Source organism: Rhodopirellula baltica SH 1 (assembly GCF_000196115.1).
GTDB classification, from domain to species: Bacteria; Planctomycetota; Planctomycetia; order Pirellulales; family Pirellulaceae; genus Rhodopirellula; species Rhodopirellula baltica.
Map to the genome: position 1 here is coordinate 5832343 of NC_005027.1, position 19950 is coordinate 5852292.

The window sequence follows — 19950 nt, forward strand, 5'->3', positions numbered from 1 at the left end:
CTCATTAAATCAACAGCCCGCTAGGCGTTTTGCATTATGGCAACGTTGATCGCTGCTGATTCGAATCATCGGCGCGGGAGTTGCTAAGCAAAGCGTGAACAAAAAATACGATGTTAGCGGTGTGGCGCAAGCCGCCCGGTGAGGTTCCGGAGGGCTCGCGCCCTTCCGCTACGTCGCTTGTTGTTCACGTGGTCCTAAGTCAGTCAAGCGTCTGGCGACTCACAACATGTTCATGGACTCTCGCCTAGGTTTGCAGATTGTTGGCTATCACTCGGGTCTTCCGTTGATGTCATTTTCGATTCGGCGGGGCAATCACATCGAAAAGGAACTGGATAGATGAAAGCGGTTTGCTGGCACGGTCGAAATGACATTCGCGTAGACAACGTTGACGACCCAAAGATTTTGGACCCTCGCGACGCGATCATTCGCATCACGGCCTCCGGGATTTGCGGTTCGGATTTGCATCTGATGGCCGGTGCCGCTCCCGCGATGGAAGCCGGCGATATCATCGGGCATGAGCCGATGGGCGAAGTCGTCGAGGTCGGAAATGCCGTGAGCAACTTAAGCGTCGGCGACCGAGTCGTGGTTCCGTTCACGATTTCTTGTGGCGAATGCTTCTTTTGTCAAAGCACGTTGTATTCATTGTGCGATCAGTCCAATCGCAATGCGGAACAGGCGGAGAAGATCATGGGGCATTCGCCCGCCGGCTTGTTTGGATACACACACATGCTTGGTGGATACGCGGGTGGACAGGCGGAATATCTTCGCGTGCCGTATGCAGACGTTGGTCCGATCAAAGTTCCCGATGGATTGCCGGATGAACAGGTCGTTTTCTTATCGGATATTTTTCCGACCGGTTACATGGCGGCCGAGAACTGCGAGATCACACCCAACGACACGGTTGCGGTTTGGGGCTGTGGTCCCGTTGGGCAATTCGCGATCCAGAGTGCATGGATGCTCGGTGCTAAACGAGTCATCGCGATCGACAATGTGCCCGAACGATTGGAAATGGCTCGGTCGGTTTCCAAGGCGGAAGTCATCGACTACGAAAAATCGGATGTGTACGAGACTCTGCAGGAATGGACAAAGGGACGAGGACCCGATTGCTGCATCGATGCGGTCGGTGCGGAGAATCACGCAGCAGGAAACTTGCAGTCCGTGTTGGACGATGCCAAGACAGCGTTGCATCTCGGATCGGATCGGCCGCACGTGCTGAACGAGATCTTCAAATGCTGTCGCAAAGGCGGCCGAGTGTCCGTGCCTGGTGTCTACTTCAGCAGCGTGAACTTGCAGTGGGGAACCGCGATGAACAAAGCCCTGCAGATTCGTTTGGGCCAGACTCACATGCAGCGCTACCTCACGCCGTTGATGGAAAAGATCACCGATGGCGAGATCGATCCATCGTTCGTGATCACTCACGTCGAGCCCTTGGACAACGCCCCGGAAGCGTACAAGAAGTTCCGAGACAAAGAAGACGGCTGCATCAAGGTCGTCTTGAAGCCATGAAGATGCAGGCATTTTAATAAGTTCTCTGCTCACCCGACACCGAGGTGTGAAATCAATGACGCATCGAATATTGTGCCTTCAATAATCAGCAATGACGAATGTTTTGGGTCGATATGTTGCGTCTAAATGCCAGGGTATTCATGAAGAAAGAGCTGTCGTTCCTCTGTAGTCAGAGTTTGTTGTTGCTTGCCGTCGGATGTACACCATCAGCATCTGATCTTGAAACACCACAAACTCCGGCGGTGGTCATTGATCAAGCTGGGAACGTTGAGGACGCAGTTGCTTGCATTTTCAGACAGCGAATCGAAACCATTCGAGGCGACGTCACAGCAGGAACCGCCTTTTCAGCTAAGCTGCCGCAGTCCGATCGCAAGGTGATCGTCACTGCAATTCATTTGCTGGGTCCGGCAGGTGGATTGTCGTCGCAAGTGTCGGCGGTAGAGATTTCGAACGTCGTGGAAACGGTCTCGATTTTTCGAATTGCAGGTGACGAACAGGAACAAAGTTTTCCAGCGATGCCATATCAACTTGCAGGTGCTGCTCCATTCCCTGAAAGTTCGACGAATGGTGATGTGCTCGTCTTTGCTGTTCCAGATGGAACGGCTTTGGACGCAATCGAGTTTTCTACGGAGGCTCTTCAGCCTGTTGATCCGGTATGGTTGGCAGCGCACGTGATTGGCGGGGCGCCCGATGGTCAGTTTCTTCATCAGGGACGATTCCTTGGAATCGACGACGACGGCTATTTCGAAATGGAGTTTTTGAACGCGCAGTTGGATTTGCGAGCAACCAGCGGTGCACCAATCGTCAATAACAGCGGGTATGTTGTGGCTGTGAATCTGGCTGGGATGGAGGTGGAAGGTGCTCTTTGCGGATATGGCAACCCTGTCACGCGATTTGTGCCTGGACTGGACGAGGCCATGCCCGATGAATGATCTCGTGTACCATCGGAGTCAGTCAATTCACTCGCCTTTTAAAATTTTGCCCATGTTTCGGTTCACGCTGGTTGCCTTCCTTGTGGTTTTGGGCACCGCCTGCAGTGGCGACGAACCAGTTGTGTCGAAGCGAGAGAAGCTTGCTGGGCGTGTTGCGAGTCTCGTCGTCGATGGTTGGCGACGCGACGTCGAAGCGGCAACTCAAAATGTGATCGAGTCTGTTCTGCCCAAGGCGATGCGAAAGCGATTGGAGTCCAGTGAGGGTGAATTCAAGAACAGCTTCGATTGGAAGCAGGTTGAAACCTATGTCGCAGATGAGTATTTAGCAAAATTTGACAACGTAGAGCTCGGGGAAATTCATGCGTTCTATTCGTCCGCAACAGGTGGCAAATTCCTTGCGGAACAAACTGATCTGAAAAACAAGGTCCTACGCCGGGTAGCACTTGCGAAGCTCGAGTTGCCGTTGATTCTGCGAACAAAATCCAATGTTTCCAGTGTCGTCGAAGGCGCTACGGGGCCTTTGAAGAAATTGCTGGAAGACGCTATTCAGTCCCCACCAATTTCGCCAGAACATTTGGTCGGAACATGGTATACCGACGATATGGATGAGCAAGGTAACGGATACCGGGGTTGGCACAAGAAAAGTCTGTCGGGGTCCAACGCGTTGCATGGCGTGCAGATCAACCATGCATCCAAAGAATTCATGAGTTTCAGCGATGAGGGCGTTTGGGTCCTCCAAGGAAAATTGTTGGCGGAAACTAACTTCAACTATGCAGAAGAGAGTCAGCTGATAGTTATCGAATCGGTCACCGCGGATGAGTTGAAGTATCGGTTCGTCGAGTTGAATGCTGAGCCATCAGAATGGCCGTTGATCGTTGACACAAAGAAAGAGATCACGCTTCCCGAGAAGCCGACCGGTTACAAGGACCCATTCGAGTGAACGATTGGCAACAGTCGAAACATCTTTCAAGAGAAATTGTCGTTTCGTTCTCAGGCGTGCCTTCAATTCGGCTCTGGCTTGAGGCCGTGCTTCTTCGCGAATTCGATCAATCCCGGGGCCAGTGAAGCGGTTGTTCCTGAGAGTATGTCAGCCCAATCTTCGATCGGATCCATCGCGTCTTCGAGTTCACTTCGAGTTTCGTAGTCATCTCGCTTGGTTCGGTTGACGATGCTGTCGTAGTAGCGCTTCAATTTCCTTGCCAACTGATTGGCCTCTTTGATCTCCGGGGCAGTTGCTGCTTCCACTAAATGTTCGTGGGTACCAGACTGCGAATCCAAAGGCCACAACCATCAGCTACAAGCACATTAAAGAGACGCTGAAGCGAGAGTACAGCATCGAGTGCAAGAGCATTGCCAACTTCTTTGTCGGCATGTTGGATGGATACGAGACAGAGGGTGGAAATCGCAACAAGTCGATTGTTCTGCCCAAGGGGTGAGGGCCGCCTGCCATTGGCAGCATTTTGGCGGTCTTTACCGGTCAGAGAGAATTTTGGCCGGTTTTTGGCGAAAGCCAGAATCGCGAAAACCTGCAAATAACGCCATCTCCCTAAGCGGAGAAATGGGGTAGTACACCCGGCGGGGCTCGAACCCACAACCTTCGGCTTCGGAGGCAGCCCGCGAAGTAGCCTCGAATCACACTTTTGCTTATAAGGCTTGAGAGGATTCTATGCCAAAATTTACCGGGTGCAAGTAAGAGCAGTTTGATGCAGTAAATAGCGAACGTTTCGGGTATTTCGATTTCGCTAGCGGGTAAATACCCGGTGGGTGTTTGGGGCTCGATGGATCCCAGATCCAGGAATGGATGCGAGTCGACTCCGATATTGAGAGGCTCTTTGGGGCGGAGTGAAGTCGCTAGTCTCGTGGGAGTTTGCAACGTGCTTTTGAGATCGGAGAGCGGTTAAAACATTGGTGCGACGCAATGTTTCGTTCTGTGAGTGGGGAATTTCCCCACCTGCACGCCTGGCTGTTCATGGTTTTCATCGAAACCATCTCAGCCCCCCGGGTGTTGATGCAAACACGCGGGATGATCTTCGCCTGTTTTTCCATGTTTGGACGGCACGAAGGCTCCTTCTCGATGCCATGGGAGACCGTAAAACATTGGGTTTTTGACAAGTGGACAGGTCGTTCAGTCCAGCATTCAGAGGAGCTTCCAAAGTGAAGGCTCTCTTCATCCACACGGGAGTGTGGCCGGTCGTCAGGTGGTCAGGTGGTGCAACGTTTTCGTGAAGGCTTTTAATGAGTGCGAAGGGCTTCGACGCCTATGCAGTTCGAAGTTTCTCGAACGACGCCGCCAACCTCGCAACGCTGTATGCGCTTCGGTGGCAAGAACGTCGACTGGTGTTGTTCCGTCGGCGATTGGATTGGCGTAACCCGAGTTCGACAGACGCGTTACCGCTCGTTTAGCTTGACAACCCGAAAGGCTCTGACTCTCGCATTCTCTTCGCGATCAAGACTCTTTGTGTCTGTGAGTACATTGACACCCGGCGTGACCTTACGACTCTCGTTGGAATAGTCGATGCGATGGCCGTCAGCATCAAGCCATTCAACTTCCACGTAACAATCGACACTCTTGTTTGAGTTGTTGACGACATCGACCCGCCAGCTTCGATGAACGTATCTTCTCGTTCTTTTTCCGATCTTGTCTCTGCATTCAGCGATGCCGAGCACCATGTCGCTCGCTTTCCGGCCATTGACTTCTGTGACGCGAAAGGAATGCACGCGGTCGTTCTCTTCACGGTCGAAAATTTCGATGTCTGATATTGCGTTGACACCTGGCGCCAACGTCCTGGCTTCATTCGCGTATTTGACACGAAACCCATCCGCGTCCAGCCACTCGACCTCGAGATAGGCCTTCACATTCGCGTCAAGATGGTTCTCGACGTCGACACGCCATGACCGGTAAATGTAGTTTGAAGTGCGTTTTGCGATTTTTTGGTTGAAGGAAACCACGTCTAGGATTGGCTCTGCAGGTGCGACCTGTGCATGCGTTGTTGCTGTAGGCGCTTCGGTGATTTCATCTGGGGTGGGGTCGATGGCAGATACAGCATCGATGATGACGTTTGGAGCGACTTCCGGAGATTGTTTGTTGCTGACGAACGCTACCGGCGCAATTGGATCAGAGTCTGCTTCTTTGCCGCTGGTCAAGAAGTACGTTCCGCATACACCGAGAGCGATGGAGCCGGTGCAAGCCAAGACAGTGAAGACGGTTGATTTCATCGTGTGCCCTTCGAGTCGCAATGTAGATCTGGTTCAACAAAGCTTAGAACGCGAAGATGTCTGGGGAGATCGTGTTGTACCGAATGGGGGTTCCTGGCTTCGTTTTGCAGCGCTGGTGTAGCGGGCTTGCGGGTTGGAGCGATCGAATCGATCAAAAGCTCAGGATGCAACGGTCGTTGTACCGAGGTAAGTGGGGAATTCCCCACCCAGGATTCTGCTCGTTCAGGCTGAAGTCCAAGCTCGGTAAGAGAGTCGCCGGCTGATCTTCCTGCGATTGTGAAGCCACCTGTGTGGGATTACGCACTCGAACCACCTGCCACTGCGATCTCTCAAGAGACTTTGGTCTGCATACGTCCCACGTGACTTCGGAAATCACTGTGCACGTAAGAGAAAGTTAGCGCGCCCAGCCTAGTTGCAAAAAAGGCAGCTTTGATTGCGACGCTATCCAGGATCGACATGTGGGGCTGGCAAGGAGGACGTGCCTTTGCGCACGGTTTGGTACACGAAGTCGATTGAACAGGAGAAAACCCCGGATCGCCGCGGGCCGAAGAATCCCGTTGCCTAGAATGGATACCTCCCCCTTGTGAGACTATCTTGTTGAGTTTGAGCGTTCGGTCATGGATGGTCGAAGCAAGCTGGCTGAAAAGCAGCTGCTCGAAATGGATGCCGCAGACCCCGCGACAATGCGATCCGAATCTGGATTCGTATGAAACATTCGCTCATCGAAGGGCCGTATTTGTTCAACCCGGCCCTTTTGCCAGGCGATCAGTGAGCACTTTCAATTTGAGAACTGTCAGTGAACAAAATGAAACGCAAGTTCAAAAAGAATCAGCGCCCTCGATCACTGGTCGAGAGGGAAGATCAACTGAAGAGAGACGCTGTTTTCACGGCGACTCATGAGTCTGCTCATGCAGTGCTCGCAGTCGTCGGAGAGGCGGATGAGGTCTATTGCCGTATTAGTTACCGAGAGGTCGACCTACGAGAGGAGTTAGCGTTCACAGGTCAGTGTATCTGGCATGGACTTGATCCGAGGTGGTTGCCCTTTGTTGGTGTAGCTGGTGCATTAGCGCAAGGAAGGCTCCGAAACGGTTCGATTGAGCTGCAGTTCAGTCGGAAGATTTGTGATGGACGGTTTCCTTTGAGCCCATCGGACAAGGCTCATGCCGGACTCGTGACACTACCCTTACTTTCCGCTACAGGAGATCTCATTGAACAGTTCTGGTCGGAGATCACAACACTGGCATCGCACGTTGCACGCCATCCACGTGACGGAGACTCATGGAGTACAAGCCGCGAAATGATCCTTGACCTATGTCCAAATCTTCCAATTGGGCTGCACGCACCGAAACTGGTTGGTGAGGATCAAGCAAATTAGCTACGCGATGGAAACGCCGGATTGCGTTGTTTTCGACGAGTGCTCAATCGAAAAGGAACTTCAGATCATGGTATTTGCGTCACTTCGATCGGATGAACATTTCGAGGATTGATGATTTGTCCGGATGAACGCGAGTGAGTCTGAAAAATTGATTTGCAAACAGCTGATGTCGCCTACTATTTCGTCTCGCTCGGATATGGGTCATTGCTGAAAAATTTCAATCGCGTTTTGCCTGAGCTCTCAAAGTTGCTGGAGTTGAAAATGATCGCGGTTGGACTTCGGCCCGGAAGCAAGAGCGTCATTTGGTAGTCGTCGAAGGCCGCGTTGGATCTGCTGATGCTACCTGGCAATTCCTCAGCGACGCCTCCCCATTCATACAGTCCAAGCAAGCTCTTGCTCTGTTGTCGCCAAAGCGTGATTCGCGCAGGCACAGGTATTGAATCTCCGAGGCCGATCTCGCCATCAACGATCTCGATTGAGTCGCGTTGGTCAGCCCACGGCTCCGGCCATTTCGAGGTCGTCTCTTTCCATTGTTTTCTAGTTTCTTTCAAGATCTTGTGCAGCCAGTGTCGGCCGTTTGCAGAAAGCTGCTTGTCTTTGGCTTTGTCAATGAGCTTCTGAATGGAATCGTCGTCTCCTAGCCGAGCCACGGCCATGCCATACCGAAAGTGGCTAGCGATTTGATCGTTGTCACCGCCACAGTGATCAAGAACGAGTCTTAGATAGCTGTCCAGCCACGCACGTTGCCGCCTTTCAAGGAGGACGCCTTTCCATGCTTTGCGCACCGCAGGCTCAGGGTCTTCAGAGAATCCCAATTCACGAATGGTGCTGTCATCAAATTGGAGCGGCAGCCAAGCTGCCGCTTCCGCAGCCCTCTTTCGTAGCTCAATGTCGTCAATCCTGCTCCAAAGTGAACATGTTTGAAATAGAAAATTACCTGCAATTTCAGAGCAAGCGCGGTACGCGGAGCGACGTACTTGGTAAGCAGGGTCCGTCATGAGCTCAAAAAAGATCCCTACGCTTGAAGCCTCCAGGCCGTTGTTTTGTAGTGTGCAAGATCGAACAGATTCGCTGTACGCGTATTTTGTCTCTGGCAACCAGTCTTGCCATTCAGTACTGGCTGCCAATCCAATCAGGGCTGTTGGTGCGACGTTGGAAAGCAGCTTGAATAGCCCGGATTCGGATGTCCGGTCTGTGTTGTATTTGGTAAGTCGGCTGGCTAGGGCTTCTCCAATTGAAGGTAGACAGTTTTTTCCGACAGCCTTCAAACCTGCTGTAAGCTGATAAACTGTTTCAGGCTGGCCTTGGTTTAGGCAATCGACAACGCACTTCTCGTATCCCATTTGATTCGACGCGAAGAGCATTCCGATTAGATAGCCCTGCCATCCTTCAGTCTCGGTGGCGTCTTTTATTCGCAGTTTCTCACCCTGAACTTCAATGCCAAGTCTGAGATGGAGCAATTGTTCAACATCGCGTGAAAGCCAGCCTCGTTTCAGAATGCAATCCCAGGCCTGCCAGCTCAGACGAGGTTCATCGGCTTTCGCGATTTCAACAACACCCCCCCGCCATTGTTCTGTTTCAGGAACATCAATCGCGCCGATCGCTTCCAACGCATCTCCACGAGAGAAGCTTTGGAGATCGCCATCACTGGCAAATGACCAAAGGGAAGACACAAATCGAGCAGGTACAAAGCCATTTTTTGCCAAGGAGCAAAATGCTGATATTGCAGCATCTCGTTGGCATTCCTTTTCAGCTGTTTTCGAAACATGAAGAAGTGTTTCGATGACATCCTCGTCGCCCTCCCGTATACGACAGAATGCAAGATCAACAATTGCGGCAACCGTTGACAAAAGCGCATAGCCGTTATGGGAGAATCCAAATTGAAGAATTGCTTCAAACGCCGAACGACTGTTGCTGCTGCGAACGAGATCGACGATCCCCTTCTGTCGGAAAACGTGCTGGTCTCCCGTCTGGTCGATATTTTCGGCACTTTTGACTGCTTGAAGAATCGTATCGGGAACTGCATTGATCTGAAAGCAAGCAAGAGTTGCTGCTGACTCGGATGAGGCAAAAGCATTAGTTTCGCCCAGAATGACGTCATGGATTAGGTTGTCTGACCAGCGATGTCCAAACGTTGCAAGGATGTCGAGAGATTCCTTTTTAAGGCTCTGTTTGATCGTGTGAAAGTTTCCGGTGTTTTCCGTGTTAAGTCGCGCAAGCGATTCAAGAACTCGCACCAAGGTGTCTGTCCTTGATGAACGCCAATTCTCAAGATGAATTGGCTTCAGCAAGTCCCGCAGGCGACTCAGAAGAATGTAGTTTCGTGTTGTATCCTGTGGGGCATCGTTGCATTCAAGCACGAAATCAAAATAGTCCGTGACAACTTGGGATGATGCACAGCGGTAACCATACTCGCCAGAACGAGTAACTATTTTGTGCTCTTCACGAATGAGATTCCAGATGCGATCGTTAGCTGGAGTGTTGGCATCACATCGGTCAACAGCACGAGTTGCAACGCTAATCGCGAGTGATAGGTCCCGGTCGGGCTCGTTCTCCGAATTAGCCAGGGCGATTTCTAGCAACCACTCTGCCAACTCGATGTATTCAGGTCCGACCAGTTCTTGTATTGCTAGGGTTACTACATCATCAATCTGATCCTGCTCCAATTTTCGTGTCACGATTTCCAGAATCCGCTCCCGGTCTGACTTTTTCGGACCGAGCGAGATCAATGTAGAGACTGCAGCGTCTGAGTGCTGGGATTCTCGATCGGCAATGTTCCATAGCAAATCAACGAGTGAGCTCTCTCGATATCCAATTCGAGAGATAATCCACAGAATTTCTTGGTGTGGATTCGTTCGTAGGCGTTTCTCTAGTTCTGACATGACCCCCTTGCGGATCGGAATCATTAGTTCTGCAGGGAAACCATACAGCCAATCATACAGATACTGCCTCGCTCGAAAACTATCCATCTCGCGCAAGTCGAAATCGCCACCACCAGCGTCGTTTGCAGGCGAACACAACGGGACGATCTGGGCTAGTGCGAATTCAGCTAGTCTGTCTGTATCTAGGGAGCTGAACTCCCGTATTAAGTCGATGGCGTTGCGTCGAAGAAACCATAGATTGGAAGAATCGAGGGTTGCCGATGCTTCGGAAATTGCATGCAAGACCTTCTCGACTGATTCGATCGTGGTTGCATCTTGAAGCATCGCGTAGATTCGAGACTGTTCATCTGCCGCTCTTCCTGGAGTATTTGGCGAGGTCATATTTCTTCTCTCTCTTGGAGGTATTCCAAGAACCAGGGGTACTCCCAAATCCAGTCCCTCGAAACAGAACGTTGGCGAATGAGGCCAGCGGAGCAAGCCTCATTGAATAACGCGACTGCAGTTTGCAACGAACATCCAGAATCTGTTGCGGGTGTTATCCAGTGGTCCCGGTATTTGCGGGGCGTCAATGGAGGTTCCTGTGACGATCTTGCGGCACTTACAAGTATTATGAGCAAGTCATAACGTCGCAAAGTAGCAGGAATTCTGCGGTTGCACTTTAAGCGAAAACGATTGAAATAGTGCTCCGACATGAGTTGCAAGCTCCCTTCACCGCCGGTCAAGAAGAGCCGTTGTTTTTCGAGAGGTAATTCGGTGAATATTCCCCATAGTACAGGGCGGTATAGAAGTTTCAGATGAGTCGAGTTGGCAGAAATGCGGTTTTCGGCAAGCACACTGGATTCACCACCGACGTCGAACTGTATGCGATTCTCGATCAGTTCACGAACGCCGGGATCTATGATGGTAGCGGCGAGTTCCGCCATTTCCATTGGGGTGAACGTCTCTATATCGAAAGTGTGTTTGGTTTCGCCTTCTGTGCAATGCTTATGATTGAAGATGTCCTCCCAGTCGTCGTTTTCCCGACAAGTTACAAGTAGAGTTGTATCCCAGTCGCCATCCAAACGCTCATTGAGAGAACGCAATGCAAGTGCCTGGATGAAGTTGCTTGCATTGGCTGGAAGTGCGTCGAGTCCGTTTCGCTCATCTGCACCATCAATGCACACTGCAAGCCTGGGAGTCTTCGGGTACGCGACACTCAGTCGTGCCAAAGAACGATCCAACGATGAGCCGTCTTCAGTAAGGCGTTGATTTCGCCATGCAGCAATTTTCTCGATCAGTCTCGATTCGGTAATCTCGTAGGCATGCTCGACAATGCAGAATCCTGGCGGGTTCACGTTGTCTTCAGTGATAGCTGCGGCGGCATCAAAGAGGGCAACCGATTTCCCCAGACCACCCTTTCCCGTCAGCAATACGATGGGGAACTGGCAAACTGCATTTACAATGTCCGCGACTACGCTACGCGGCATTGTCGAGGCCCCTCTGGTTTCTAATTCTCGACGTTCATTGATGTTTTTCTCTCTTACAAGACGAGAGCTTGTATCAAGAAGGCGATAGGGCGACGGAATGCCAGTCAAAGCTTTGAAACAATCTACAGCTGATACTTCGCGTCTACCGCTTCTGCCAGACGTTTGGAGTAGAAGCCCGAGTAGTTCGTTCACTCGCGTCTCTAGCTCCTGTGGCAAAACTCCGAAACGAGCGGCTTCACGTTCCAGTTTTTGAGTAAGATTTGACTCGTTCGTTGGATCGTAATCAAGCTTGATGAAAATTTTTGCTAGCAACTCGGCGTTGGGAAGATCGCCAGTTTGCTTTGAAGCTCTTAGCTTCTTCACGATGGCCTGGGCCTTCTGGTGGTGCGTCAGCTCATTGTTCAATCGGATGTCCCAAAGTTCCTGAACAGCGTGCTCCCATGTCATGTTGGTTGTCAATGTGAAACCGCATTCATCTACTGATCCACCAGCCTCGTTGGCACTCACCAACATCTTTTCAAGGATATCGAGAAGAGAGGCTCTCGAAGTTGAGCGTCCGGTGCTTGTGAATTTGTATTGGTTCAGGACCTTCAGTTGACCATAGCTGTCCACGGTTGCACTGTCCTGGCCGTAACGCTCAAGCAACAGCACGTCGCGTGGAGAATTTGGATCATCGAACTCGCTGGATAACTCGATGATCTCAACGCCATTGCCAAGCAGTTGGAAAATGAATCCTGCGAGTGAGTATCGCCCCGCTTCTGCGGTATTGCTCAATTTAAACTCTCTGATGCCGCCTGGAAGTTTATTTGATACTTTCGTTTCGTTTGCATCTTTTCGTGCATTGCACGCGGGACTCTTCGGTTAGTCGGTGCTTCTGATTTCGCTTTTTCGCAATGTGCCTGCGAGACTAATTCGTCCTGAAGTGTATTTGATAAAGGAGATCCGTTCCGCTTGCTGCCCAGGTTCATGACATTTTCTTGAAGTTCAGCGGGCGGTGGATGAGCGAGAAGTGTTTGCGGGATTTGGAGCGACTCTGGGTCAGCATTCCTTGCAGTAGTCGTGATGCTTTGACTTCTTCAACGAGGACGCCCATCAGGTCTTGCCATTCGTCGTTGGTGGGTTCGTAGTCGACCCAGGAGGCCATGAAGTCAAAATTCAGGCCGTGGCGGATGAGACGTCCGGGCAATGGATAATGGTTCCGTTTGCCGAGCAGGATCCCGTACCGCAGGTAGGGATGCACGTTCTTATGAGTTGCCGCTTTGGTGCTGTAGGTGAGCGCGTCATGCGTGGTGACGGTTTTCTGTTTGCATTCAATGACGACTCTTGGGATCCATGTTTCATCCTCGAATTGGTCGTAGATGAGCACGTCTGTTTGGTATTGGCTGGTGCACTGTTCGCCTGGTTCAGTGTCGGAGTAGCTCAGCACTTCAAACGCATAGGGAAGCTTCTTGCCCGCCTCGACGCGCACCGTCGATCCCTTGAGGGACACAGACTGCATCCTCTTTTGCAGTTCCTCAATGAACGTGTCGACCCACTCTCTTTCACTAGGCATTCGACGCTGCTTTTGCTGTGGTTGCTTTTTTCTTCTTCGATGTGTTTTTGGCTGAGTTGGCCACGCGTTTTGCACGGATGCGAGCGAGGAGTTCGGAGGCGGGTTCGTCGCGTGGGTCCTGCGGGACCAACTCGCCTCGGAACGCTTTCGAGAGGATGGATTGGTCCAGTTGCGTCAGCGACGATTCCATTGAGGCTAAACCGCTCGCCACCGACGTGCAGGCTTCGTCATTCGTGACAAGTAAGTCAGCGACGGCTTGCTGTTCGGCAAGTGGGGCGAGAGCGATCGGCGCATCCAGGATTTTGCCCTGCGAGAGATTACGCATCGAGTTGCTTGTGCCAGTGGCGTTGTCTTCAAAAAACTTACGCACCGACTCAGACCGTAAGCCGTAGAGCAAATACTCCGGCACCAGTTCCTTTGAGGCAGGATTCATGCGAAGTGTTTTGTCCGACAGCATTAAGTTCGGGTAGTCTGCCTTGACGAGCACCACCGCACCGATGAGCTCGACCGTGTTCGCACGGGAAATTAGTAGATCGCCTTTCCGTGGCGTCGGCGTATCTCCGATTTCGTCACCGTCCTTCAACGCTTTGTTTGCGTTGGGATCGAATTCTCGCCAAGTCACGGCGCTGACCTTCAAGACACCATATTCGCCATCTCGTGCAGGGTGCGACAATGCCGTTGGACTTCGACCCGCATCGAAGGACTCAATGAGGTCTCCGACTTGACACCAGCACCAGCCGTCCGGCAGTTCGGGCAACTCCGACTCATCAACCGGCTCCGGTTCCTTGTACTTGTCCTGCCAGTTTTTGGGGGGCTGTTTGCCTTTGGCTTCGTACTTCGCGAGCTGCTCGGCTTCCCAGCGTTCTCTTCGCTCGGTGCGGATGCGTGACAGCAGTTTGAAGGCCGGTTCGACATTGGGGTTGGCCTCTCGCCAGTCTGCCGTCAGCTTCCCACTGAAAGCATCGCGCAGCACACTCTGACGAAGCTGACCGATCAGCGGCCCGACTTCCGAAAGCAAAAACCGCGCACGCGAACTACGCTCCTGAAGCGACTCGATCGCCGACACGATACGAGACTGCTCGGCGAGTGGGGGAAGTGGAACTTGCGTTGCTTCAAACTTGCCCTTCGTGACGTGTCGCAACCCGACTCCTCCATGCGCCTTTCCAATCAACTCTTCAAGTTTGTGATTGATCGCAAATCGGAAGAACGTCATGTTCAAGTCATCTTCGTCGATAAGCACGCGGAAGATGTGCTGATTGAGCAACGCCTTGGGGCCGTTCCAGATGTGCGCTCCGAACGAGGTCCCCGGTGTACCTGACCAAGCGAAAAGAAGCTCGCCGGGCCGAACGAGGTGCTTGTCAGCGTACTCGCCGTCGAAGTGATTGTATTTGGCTTCGGCTTTATTGAGGTTTTGAATCCGAATGATCGGAAGCCCTGTCTCACTCCATTCCTTTGGCTTGAAGGCGCGTCCATTGACGAGATCGCAAAGGTCACCAATTGGAACGTCAGCCCAGCCCTCCGGCAACGCTTCTCCACTGGCACTCTCGCCGCCGGACCGTGCGACTTCCACCGACTCGCCCCGCGACAATTTATCCTGTGTCGGCGTCTGTTTCTGTTTTGCCGGACTCTGTTTTTTAGCGATCATTCTCGACCTTCACTGCCAAGGCCACCCGAACCACTGCTGGCGAGGCTCGCCGGTTCCAGCAGCTCGGCAAGCGCGTCCATCTCGGCAAGCGCCTCGCCCAGACGCTCGCGGATCATCGCCGCGATCTCGTCCGGCTCCGCAAGCTCACTGCCGCTGCCACCGGCGCTATCGTCCTGCAGCCAACTGATGTCGAGGTTGTCGCCTCGCTCACGCACGAAGTCTCGCGAAAAGACCCGGAAGCGGCTCTCCTCGCCTTCGTGAACGGTGTCGTCTTCATAGAGGGCGGGACAGGTTTTCTTGCCGCCCGTCTTCTCGGTCCGCTTGCTGGTGCCGTCGGCTTTCTTGCCGTAGCACTTCTCGAACTCGGCGAAGTGTCCGTGCGTCAGCGGCGTCCGCTTGCCGAAGGCGGGCATGTTCGTCCGCAGGTCATAGACCCATGTTTGCTTCGTATTGCCAGTGTCTGTTTTGCCTCGTGTGAAGAACAGCACGTTGGTCTTCACGCCCTGTGCGTAGAAGATGCCCGTGGGCAGCCTGAGGATCGTGTGCAGGTTGCACTTGTCCATCAGGTCGGCGCGGATGCGTGTGCCGACACCTTCTTCGAAAAGCACGTTGTCGGGCAAAACGACGGCTGCTCGACCGCCGGGTTTCAAGCCGCGATAGATGTGCTGCAGGAACGCGAGCTGTTTGTTGCCGGTGACGAATGTGAAATCGTCTCGGGTGGGTTTGCCTCCGCCGCGTTTGGTGCCGAATGGAGGGTTGGTCAGGATCACATCGGCGTTGGGCAGGTTCTGGCCGATGCTGCCCATGGAGTCACCGCTAGCTAGGTGCCCGCCGACGCCGTGTAGCATGCAGTTCATCACCAACAGCCGGTGCGTGTCAGGCACGAGTTCAACGGCATGATAGGCTTGCTGCTTTTGAAAAACTTGTTCGTCGGCATCGAGGTCGAACAGGTCATCGGTTTGGTTGCAGATGTATTGGTGAGCGGCGATCAAGAAGCCACCGGTGCCAGCCGCGGGATCCTGGATGACCTCACCTGGTTGAGGACGCATGCAATTGACCATGCATTCGATCAACGGACGTGGCGTGAAGTATTGACCGGCGCCGGACTTCTTTTCGCTGGCGTTTCGTTCGAGCAAGCCTTCGTACATGTCGCCGAGCCCTTCTTCTCGAGCGACGTACCAATCCAGTTCGTCGAGATCCTGGACGAGTTTGGAAAGGTTCTTGGGCTGACGAAGCGAGGTGTTGGCGTCCGCGAAAACACTCTGCACTCGCGGGCTGCCTTCGGTGCCAAGGTGAACCAGCATGGCTCGGTAGAACGCAAGTTGTTCCACGCCGTCTTTGCTTTCGAGATCGCTCCAGCGGTAGCCGTCGGGGAGCTCGGATTCTTGGCCGGTTTCCTGCATCATCTTCAGGAAGAGCAGGAAACTGAGCTCATTAACGTAGTCTTGGTAGGTGATGCCGTCGTCACGCAGGACGTGACAGAGAGACCACAGTTTGCCAACGATGTCGTTGGTATTCATGAATCGGTTCGTCCTGAACGATTAAGTGGCCGTTTGCCAGATGCTGGTGATGATCGACTGCATGACTTCGTTTAGGCGACCATCGAAAACTTTGTCGATCTTCACAAAACCACCGTGGTCCTGGAAGGCGCCGACTTCGAAGAGGTCACGATCGATGACCACGTTTTCTTTGATTTGCTTGCCGATTCGTTCCAGCCACTTTCTTTGCTGCGGTTGCCACTTTTGGCTGGTCAGGATGGATCGCATCGCTTCGTCGACCCGTTCTTCATAGGGAAGCAAGGGTTCGTTGAGCATGGCATGACGAACGAAGCCGAGAATACTCGCGGCGATGTCTTGATTGGTTGTGTCTTTGACGGCGGACTTGATGGCAGTTTCGTTGAATCCGTGTTGCTCAAGTTGCAGTTGCAGTTCTTTGAGGTCTTTTCGGGTGAGATCTCGTGGTCGTGTGGTCACGAGGATCAGAGCTGGGATGTCGGTTTTATGCTCAACAAGGAATTGGCGGAACGATTCGAGGTAATCCTCTGGTTTCTGATTGCCACCGTATCCGCGCTCGATGCCAACCAACGCATCGGCATGTTCCGAAATGATGATCGAACCGTCTGCCTTCCGTTGATCCAGTTCAGTGATCAAAGATGCGTGATCCGTGAGCCATTGTTGGAGTTCTGCGTCGGAGGAACTGGCCCACAAATCAGAGATCGCCTCGGGCGTGTCGCCCGCGAGAAGTTCAAAGGTATCGAGCCAGTTCTTGTTGATCGAAGGCGTTTTGCGTCGTAGTTTGGCGACGAGTTGTTGTCGGATGTCCGCATGTGCGTCCGGGTCTGAGCTGCTCTGGAAGAGTTCGACCAGCTTTTTGAACATTGTGAATGGCTTGGCCACCACCGGTTTCATGTCGGTGTGGTCTTGCAGGGCTTCGTAGACCCCGACCGCGTCGTAGATGTGAAAGTACTCCTTGTCTTCGCCATCGAAAAACAAGTCTTTGCAGAGTCGAGTCGCGCGACCGATCATTTGATCGAACAGAATGCGGCTTTTCGTCCGTCGTAGGAACACGACGTTGGTGATCTCAGGGACATCGATTCCCGTCGTCAGCAGATCGACCGTGACGACGTATTTTGGGATGGGTTCATTCTTGAAACGACGGATGGCTTCCGAAGTGCGTTCGATGTCGCCGGTGATCTTTTTGACGGTGTCGTGTGGTTGTGGTCCGTGTCGTTGCTCAATCGCTGCTGTCAGCAAACGCACGACCATGTCCGCATGAGTGTCGCGAACGCAGAAAATCAACGTCTTGCCGGGTTGCGTGTGATCGATTTGCTGGGCGAGGACGTCGCATACGACCTGATTGAAGCTTTCCGTGATCGCCAGCCGGTTGAACCCATCGATTTCAATGTCGATCTCATCCGGTGTCGTCTCGTCAGCGATACTTTTCGTGACGGTGTCGAAGTATTTCACCGTCTCGCCTGCATCCCAGTGCATTCCGCTTTCGGAGAGTTCCGTGAGAATGATGAACGGTGGTTCGTGGTCGACCAAGTTGTTGTCGATCACTGCTTGCCGATAGCTGTACTGATAGACCGGGCTGCCAAAAATCTCGGTCGTGTGAAGAGCGGGTGTGGCGGTCAATCCGATCCGTACAGCATCGAAATGATCCAGCACTCGGCGGTATTTGGAGACGTAATCGAGTTGGTCTCGATAGCCGAGCTCCTCTTCGCTCATATCTCGGTCGAGCGTGTAGCCGCGGTGGCATTCGTCGATGACGATGCAATCGTATTGGTCGACGGGGTACGGTTCGGAATTGCTGTCCTGGTCAACCACTCGTTTGACCATCGACTGAATCGTGCACAGGTGAAGCTTCGTTTCCCGGTCTGGCTTCACGTCGCCGAGTTCCTTGACGTCGTAGATCTCAGGGAAGGACTGGTTCTGTTCGAGTTTGACGTCTTTGAATGCATCGAATGCTTGCTCGCCGAGGGATCGACGATCCACGACGAACAGAATGCGATTGAACCGGCTGGCTTTGATCAGGCGATACAGCAAACAAATCGCTGTGCGTGTTTTGCCGGTTCCCGTGGCCATCGCGAGCAAAATCTCGGTTTGGTCTTTGGCGATGGCTTTTTCGACCGCCTCAATGGCATCTCGCTGATAGTAGCGGAGCGGCAGGTAGTCTCGCGGTTCGGTTTCTAGCTTTGCATTGGCAGCAGGGATGTCGAGCTTGAGCAGATCCTGCAGGCCTTCCGGTGTGTACCATCCGGTCAACGCACGTGGGTGATTGGTTTCAACACGAACGTCCCGAAACCAAATTCCGCTTTGGTCGATGAGCTGTCGGTGAAATGGAGTGCCATTGGTGGAGAATACAAACGGAACGCTGTACTCGCCCCATGGGCCTCCGGGCTGGACATAGTCCGAGGACATCCGGAACGACTTGGAGTACCGGTGTGCCTGATCGATTGCCGACCGGGCATTGCGCCGTTTCCGTTTGGCTTCGACCGTTGCGATGGGAGTGAGGCCGGTGAACAGGACATAGTCAGCGATTCCATCGTCGGTTGGGACTTCCGCGATGGCCATGTTCCGTCCTTTTTGCGGACGAATTCCGTTGGCGTATCGAAGTTCTGAGGTGTCGGCTTCCCATCCGGCATCACGCAATTGCTGATCAATCAGCTTGCGGGTGTCGAATTCATCGAGACTGATCTCTTGTGCCGCTTTCTGCGAGGCCTCAATGATGTCTTCGCGAGCTTCGGCGGATTGCTCTGCGTTCTTGGCTGCGGTCTCGCTGAGCAATCGTTCGTAGTCTTCGATCCTCTGCTGCAGTGTCTCTTCGGTTTCGGCGGCAAGCTCCATCGCTGCCTGTTCGTTGCCTTTGGCCAGTTCGTAGGCGGACTGGCGATCACGAACGACTTCGCCGAGTTTCTCGGACTCCGCTTTGGCGGCGTCCAATTCGGCCTGCTGCTTTTCGACTGTCTCTCGAAGTCTCGCCAGCTCTTCAGAGAGTTGTTCGTCTCCCTGGGCTGGATCAGCGGGAGGGACGAATGGACCTGCGTGGAAGTTGTTTGCACCGCGGACCGTTTTATGGAACCAAATCGCCAGTTGCCGAACGAGTTTCAAGCAATGCAGTGCGTCTCGCCTTTCCCCTGCCAGCGAATGAGCGGCGGAGTTGCCCTTCTGTCGAACCGTTCGCATCACGTCGCGAAGCTGTTGGTTCAGGATCCCACTGTCACGCAGTCGACGTTCAACGTTGACGAAGTCTTCCTGCGATCCGGTGGCGATACCGAGTTCCGCAGCGACCTCGCGGGCGAAGAACTCAGCAAGCTGCCTCAGCTTGACCAAGGCTGTGTTCGGGTCATCGAAGACGTACCGCTCGGCGCGCAGCGCATGGGCGAGAAGTACAGGCTGGTAGCCTTCGAGGAACCAGAAGTTTCCTGGATGATCTTTTGGTGTCTCGCCTTGTCCCAAAGATACGTCTCAATCGTCCGCGGTGATTTGTGCGCCCGGATGTTCTGGACGAGGACTCTACTGACCTTGCACACAGCCTGCTTCGACGCATCGTGTGGCGAAAATGCGGTGCCCATCATTGAACGGGGTGCTCATTTTGATCAGGATGGCGTCGGTCTGCAAGACGAGAGAGGGGGGACTGGTAGTTCTGAAGCGGTTTCGGGGTGTCTCGTGCAAGCGATCGCATCCGAATCGCAGGTTTGTTCAACCCAAGCTAAAGCTAGAAATCTGTTCATTCGCAGAGCGACGTCAGCTGAGTTTGAACATCGAGGAGTATCTGCTAAATGACCAATTCCACGGCGGCCAGAATGCAATGTTCAACGTGCGGCAGAATTCTACGGTATCCAGTTTCCAAAGCCGGGGCGGTAGTCAAGTGTCC

12 protein-coding genes are annotated in these 19950 nt (G+C 53.1%); 4 read left to right on the forward strand and 8 right to left on the reverse strand.

All coding sequences use genetic code 11. The annotated features are described in order from the left end of the window. The first annotated feature begins 336 nt into the window (after nucleotides 1-336). The 3 genes from RB_RS22210 to RB_RS22220 all read left to right on the forward strand — a co-directional run bounded on the left by RB_RS22210 (nucleotide 337) and on the right by RB_RS22220 (nucleotide 3378). Complete coding sequence (locus RB_RS22210) at nucleotides 337-1506, forward strand: zinc-dependent alcohol dehydrogenase (RefSeq protein WP_011122902.1); 1170 nt, start codon at nucleotides 337-339, stop codon at nucleotides 1504-1506. A gap of 374 nt (nucleotides 1507-1880) precedes the next feature. Next, nucleotides 1881-2438 (forward strand): trypsin-like peptidase domain-containing protein, encoded by a 558-nt coding sequence (locus RB_RS22215; RefSeq protein ID WP_231845881.1) that lies wholly within the window; start codon nucleotides 1881-1883, stop codon nucleotides 2436-2438. Between the two features lie 52 nt (nucleotides 2439-2490). Further along, a complete protein-coding gene (locus RB_RS22220) occupies nucleotides 2491-3378 on the forward strand; it encodes a hypothetical protein (RefSeq protein ID WP_231845882.1) in 888 nt (295 codons plus the stop codon). Nucleotides 3379-3440: 62 nt separating this feature from the next. Here RB_RS22220 and RB_RS22225 read toward each other — a convergent pair whose 3' ends face one another. Then, the gene (locus tag RB_RS22225) at nucleotides 3441-3683 is read right to left on the reverse strand and encodes a hypothetical protein (protein WP_231845883.1); all 243 of its coding nucleotides are present in this window, start codon (nucleotides 3681-3683) and stop codon (nucleotides 3441-3443) included. Here RB_RS22225 and RB_RS22230 point away from each other — a divergent pair. Next, nucleotides 3671-3874, forward strand: a complete 204-nt coding sequence (locus RB_RS22230; RefSeq protein WP_164921256.1) for a hypothetical protein — start codon at nucleotides 3671-3673, stop codon at nucleotides 3872-3874. The genes RB_RS22225 and RB_RS22230 overlap by 13 nt on opposite strands. A 952-nt stretch (nucleotides 3875-4826) precedes the next feature. On the opposite strand, the gene RB_RS22235 is transcribed toward RB_RS22230, so the two are convergent. From RB_RS22235 to hsdR, 7 genes are all read right to left on the reverse strand, one after another. Further along, the gene (locus RB_RS22235; protein WP_231845884.1) at nucleotides 4827-5582 is read right to left on the reverse strand and encodes a hypothetical protein; all 756 of its coding nucleotides are present in this window, start codon (nucleotides 5580-5582) and stop codon (nucleotides 4827-4829) included. Between the two features lie 1623 nt (nucleotides 5583-7205). Next, complete coding sequence (locus tag RB_RS22240; RefSeq protein ID WP_231845885.1) at nucleotides 7206-10235, reverse strand: hypothetical protein; 3030 nt, start codon at nucleotides 10233-10235, stop codon at nucleotides 7206-7208. A gap of 53 nt (nucleotides 10236-10288) precedes the next feature. After that, entirely contained in the window at nucleotides 10289-12151 is a 1863-nt protein-coding gene (locus tag RB_RS22245) for a hypothetical protein (protein WP_011122920.1), read from the reverse strand. A gap of 190 nt (nucleotides 12152-12341) precedes the next feature. Next, a complete protein-coding gene (locus tag RB_RS22250) occupies nucleotides 12342-12875 on the reverse strand; it encodes a hypothetical protein (RefSeq protein ID WP_164922359.1) in 534 nt (177 codons plus the stop codon). Between the two features lie 46 nt (nucleotides 12876-12921). Continuing rightward, the gene (locus RB_RS22255; RefSeq protein WP_011122924.1) at nucleotides 12922-14574 is read right to left on the reverse strand and encodes a restriction endonuclease subunit S; all 1653 of its coding nucleotides are present in this window, start codon (nucleotides 14572-14574) and stop codon (nucleotides 12922-12924) included. Further along, nucleotides 14571-16094, reverse strand: a complete 1524-nt coding sequence (locus RB_RS22260; protein WP_011122925.1) for a class I SAM-dependent DNA methyltransferase — start codon at nucleotides 16092-16094, stop codon at nucleotides 14571-14573. The genes RB_RS22255 and RB_RS22260 overlap by 4 nt, the downstream gene beginning before the upstream one ends. A gap of 21 nt (nucleotides 16095-16115) precedes the next feature. Next, nucleotides 16116-19532, reverse strand: a complete 3417-nt coding sequence (gene hsdR / locus RB_RS22265) for a type I restriction-modification system endonuclease (protein WP_011122926.1) — start codon at nucleotides 19530-19532, stop codon at nucleotides 16116-16118. Between the last annotated feature and the right edge of the window lie 418 nt (nucleotides 19533-19950).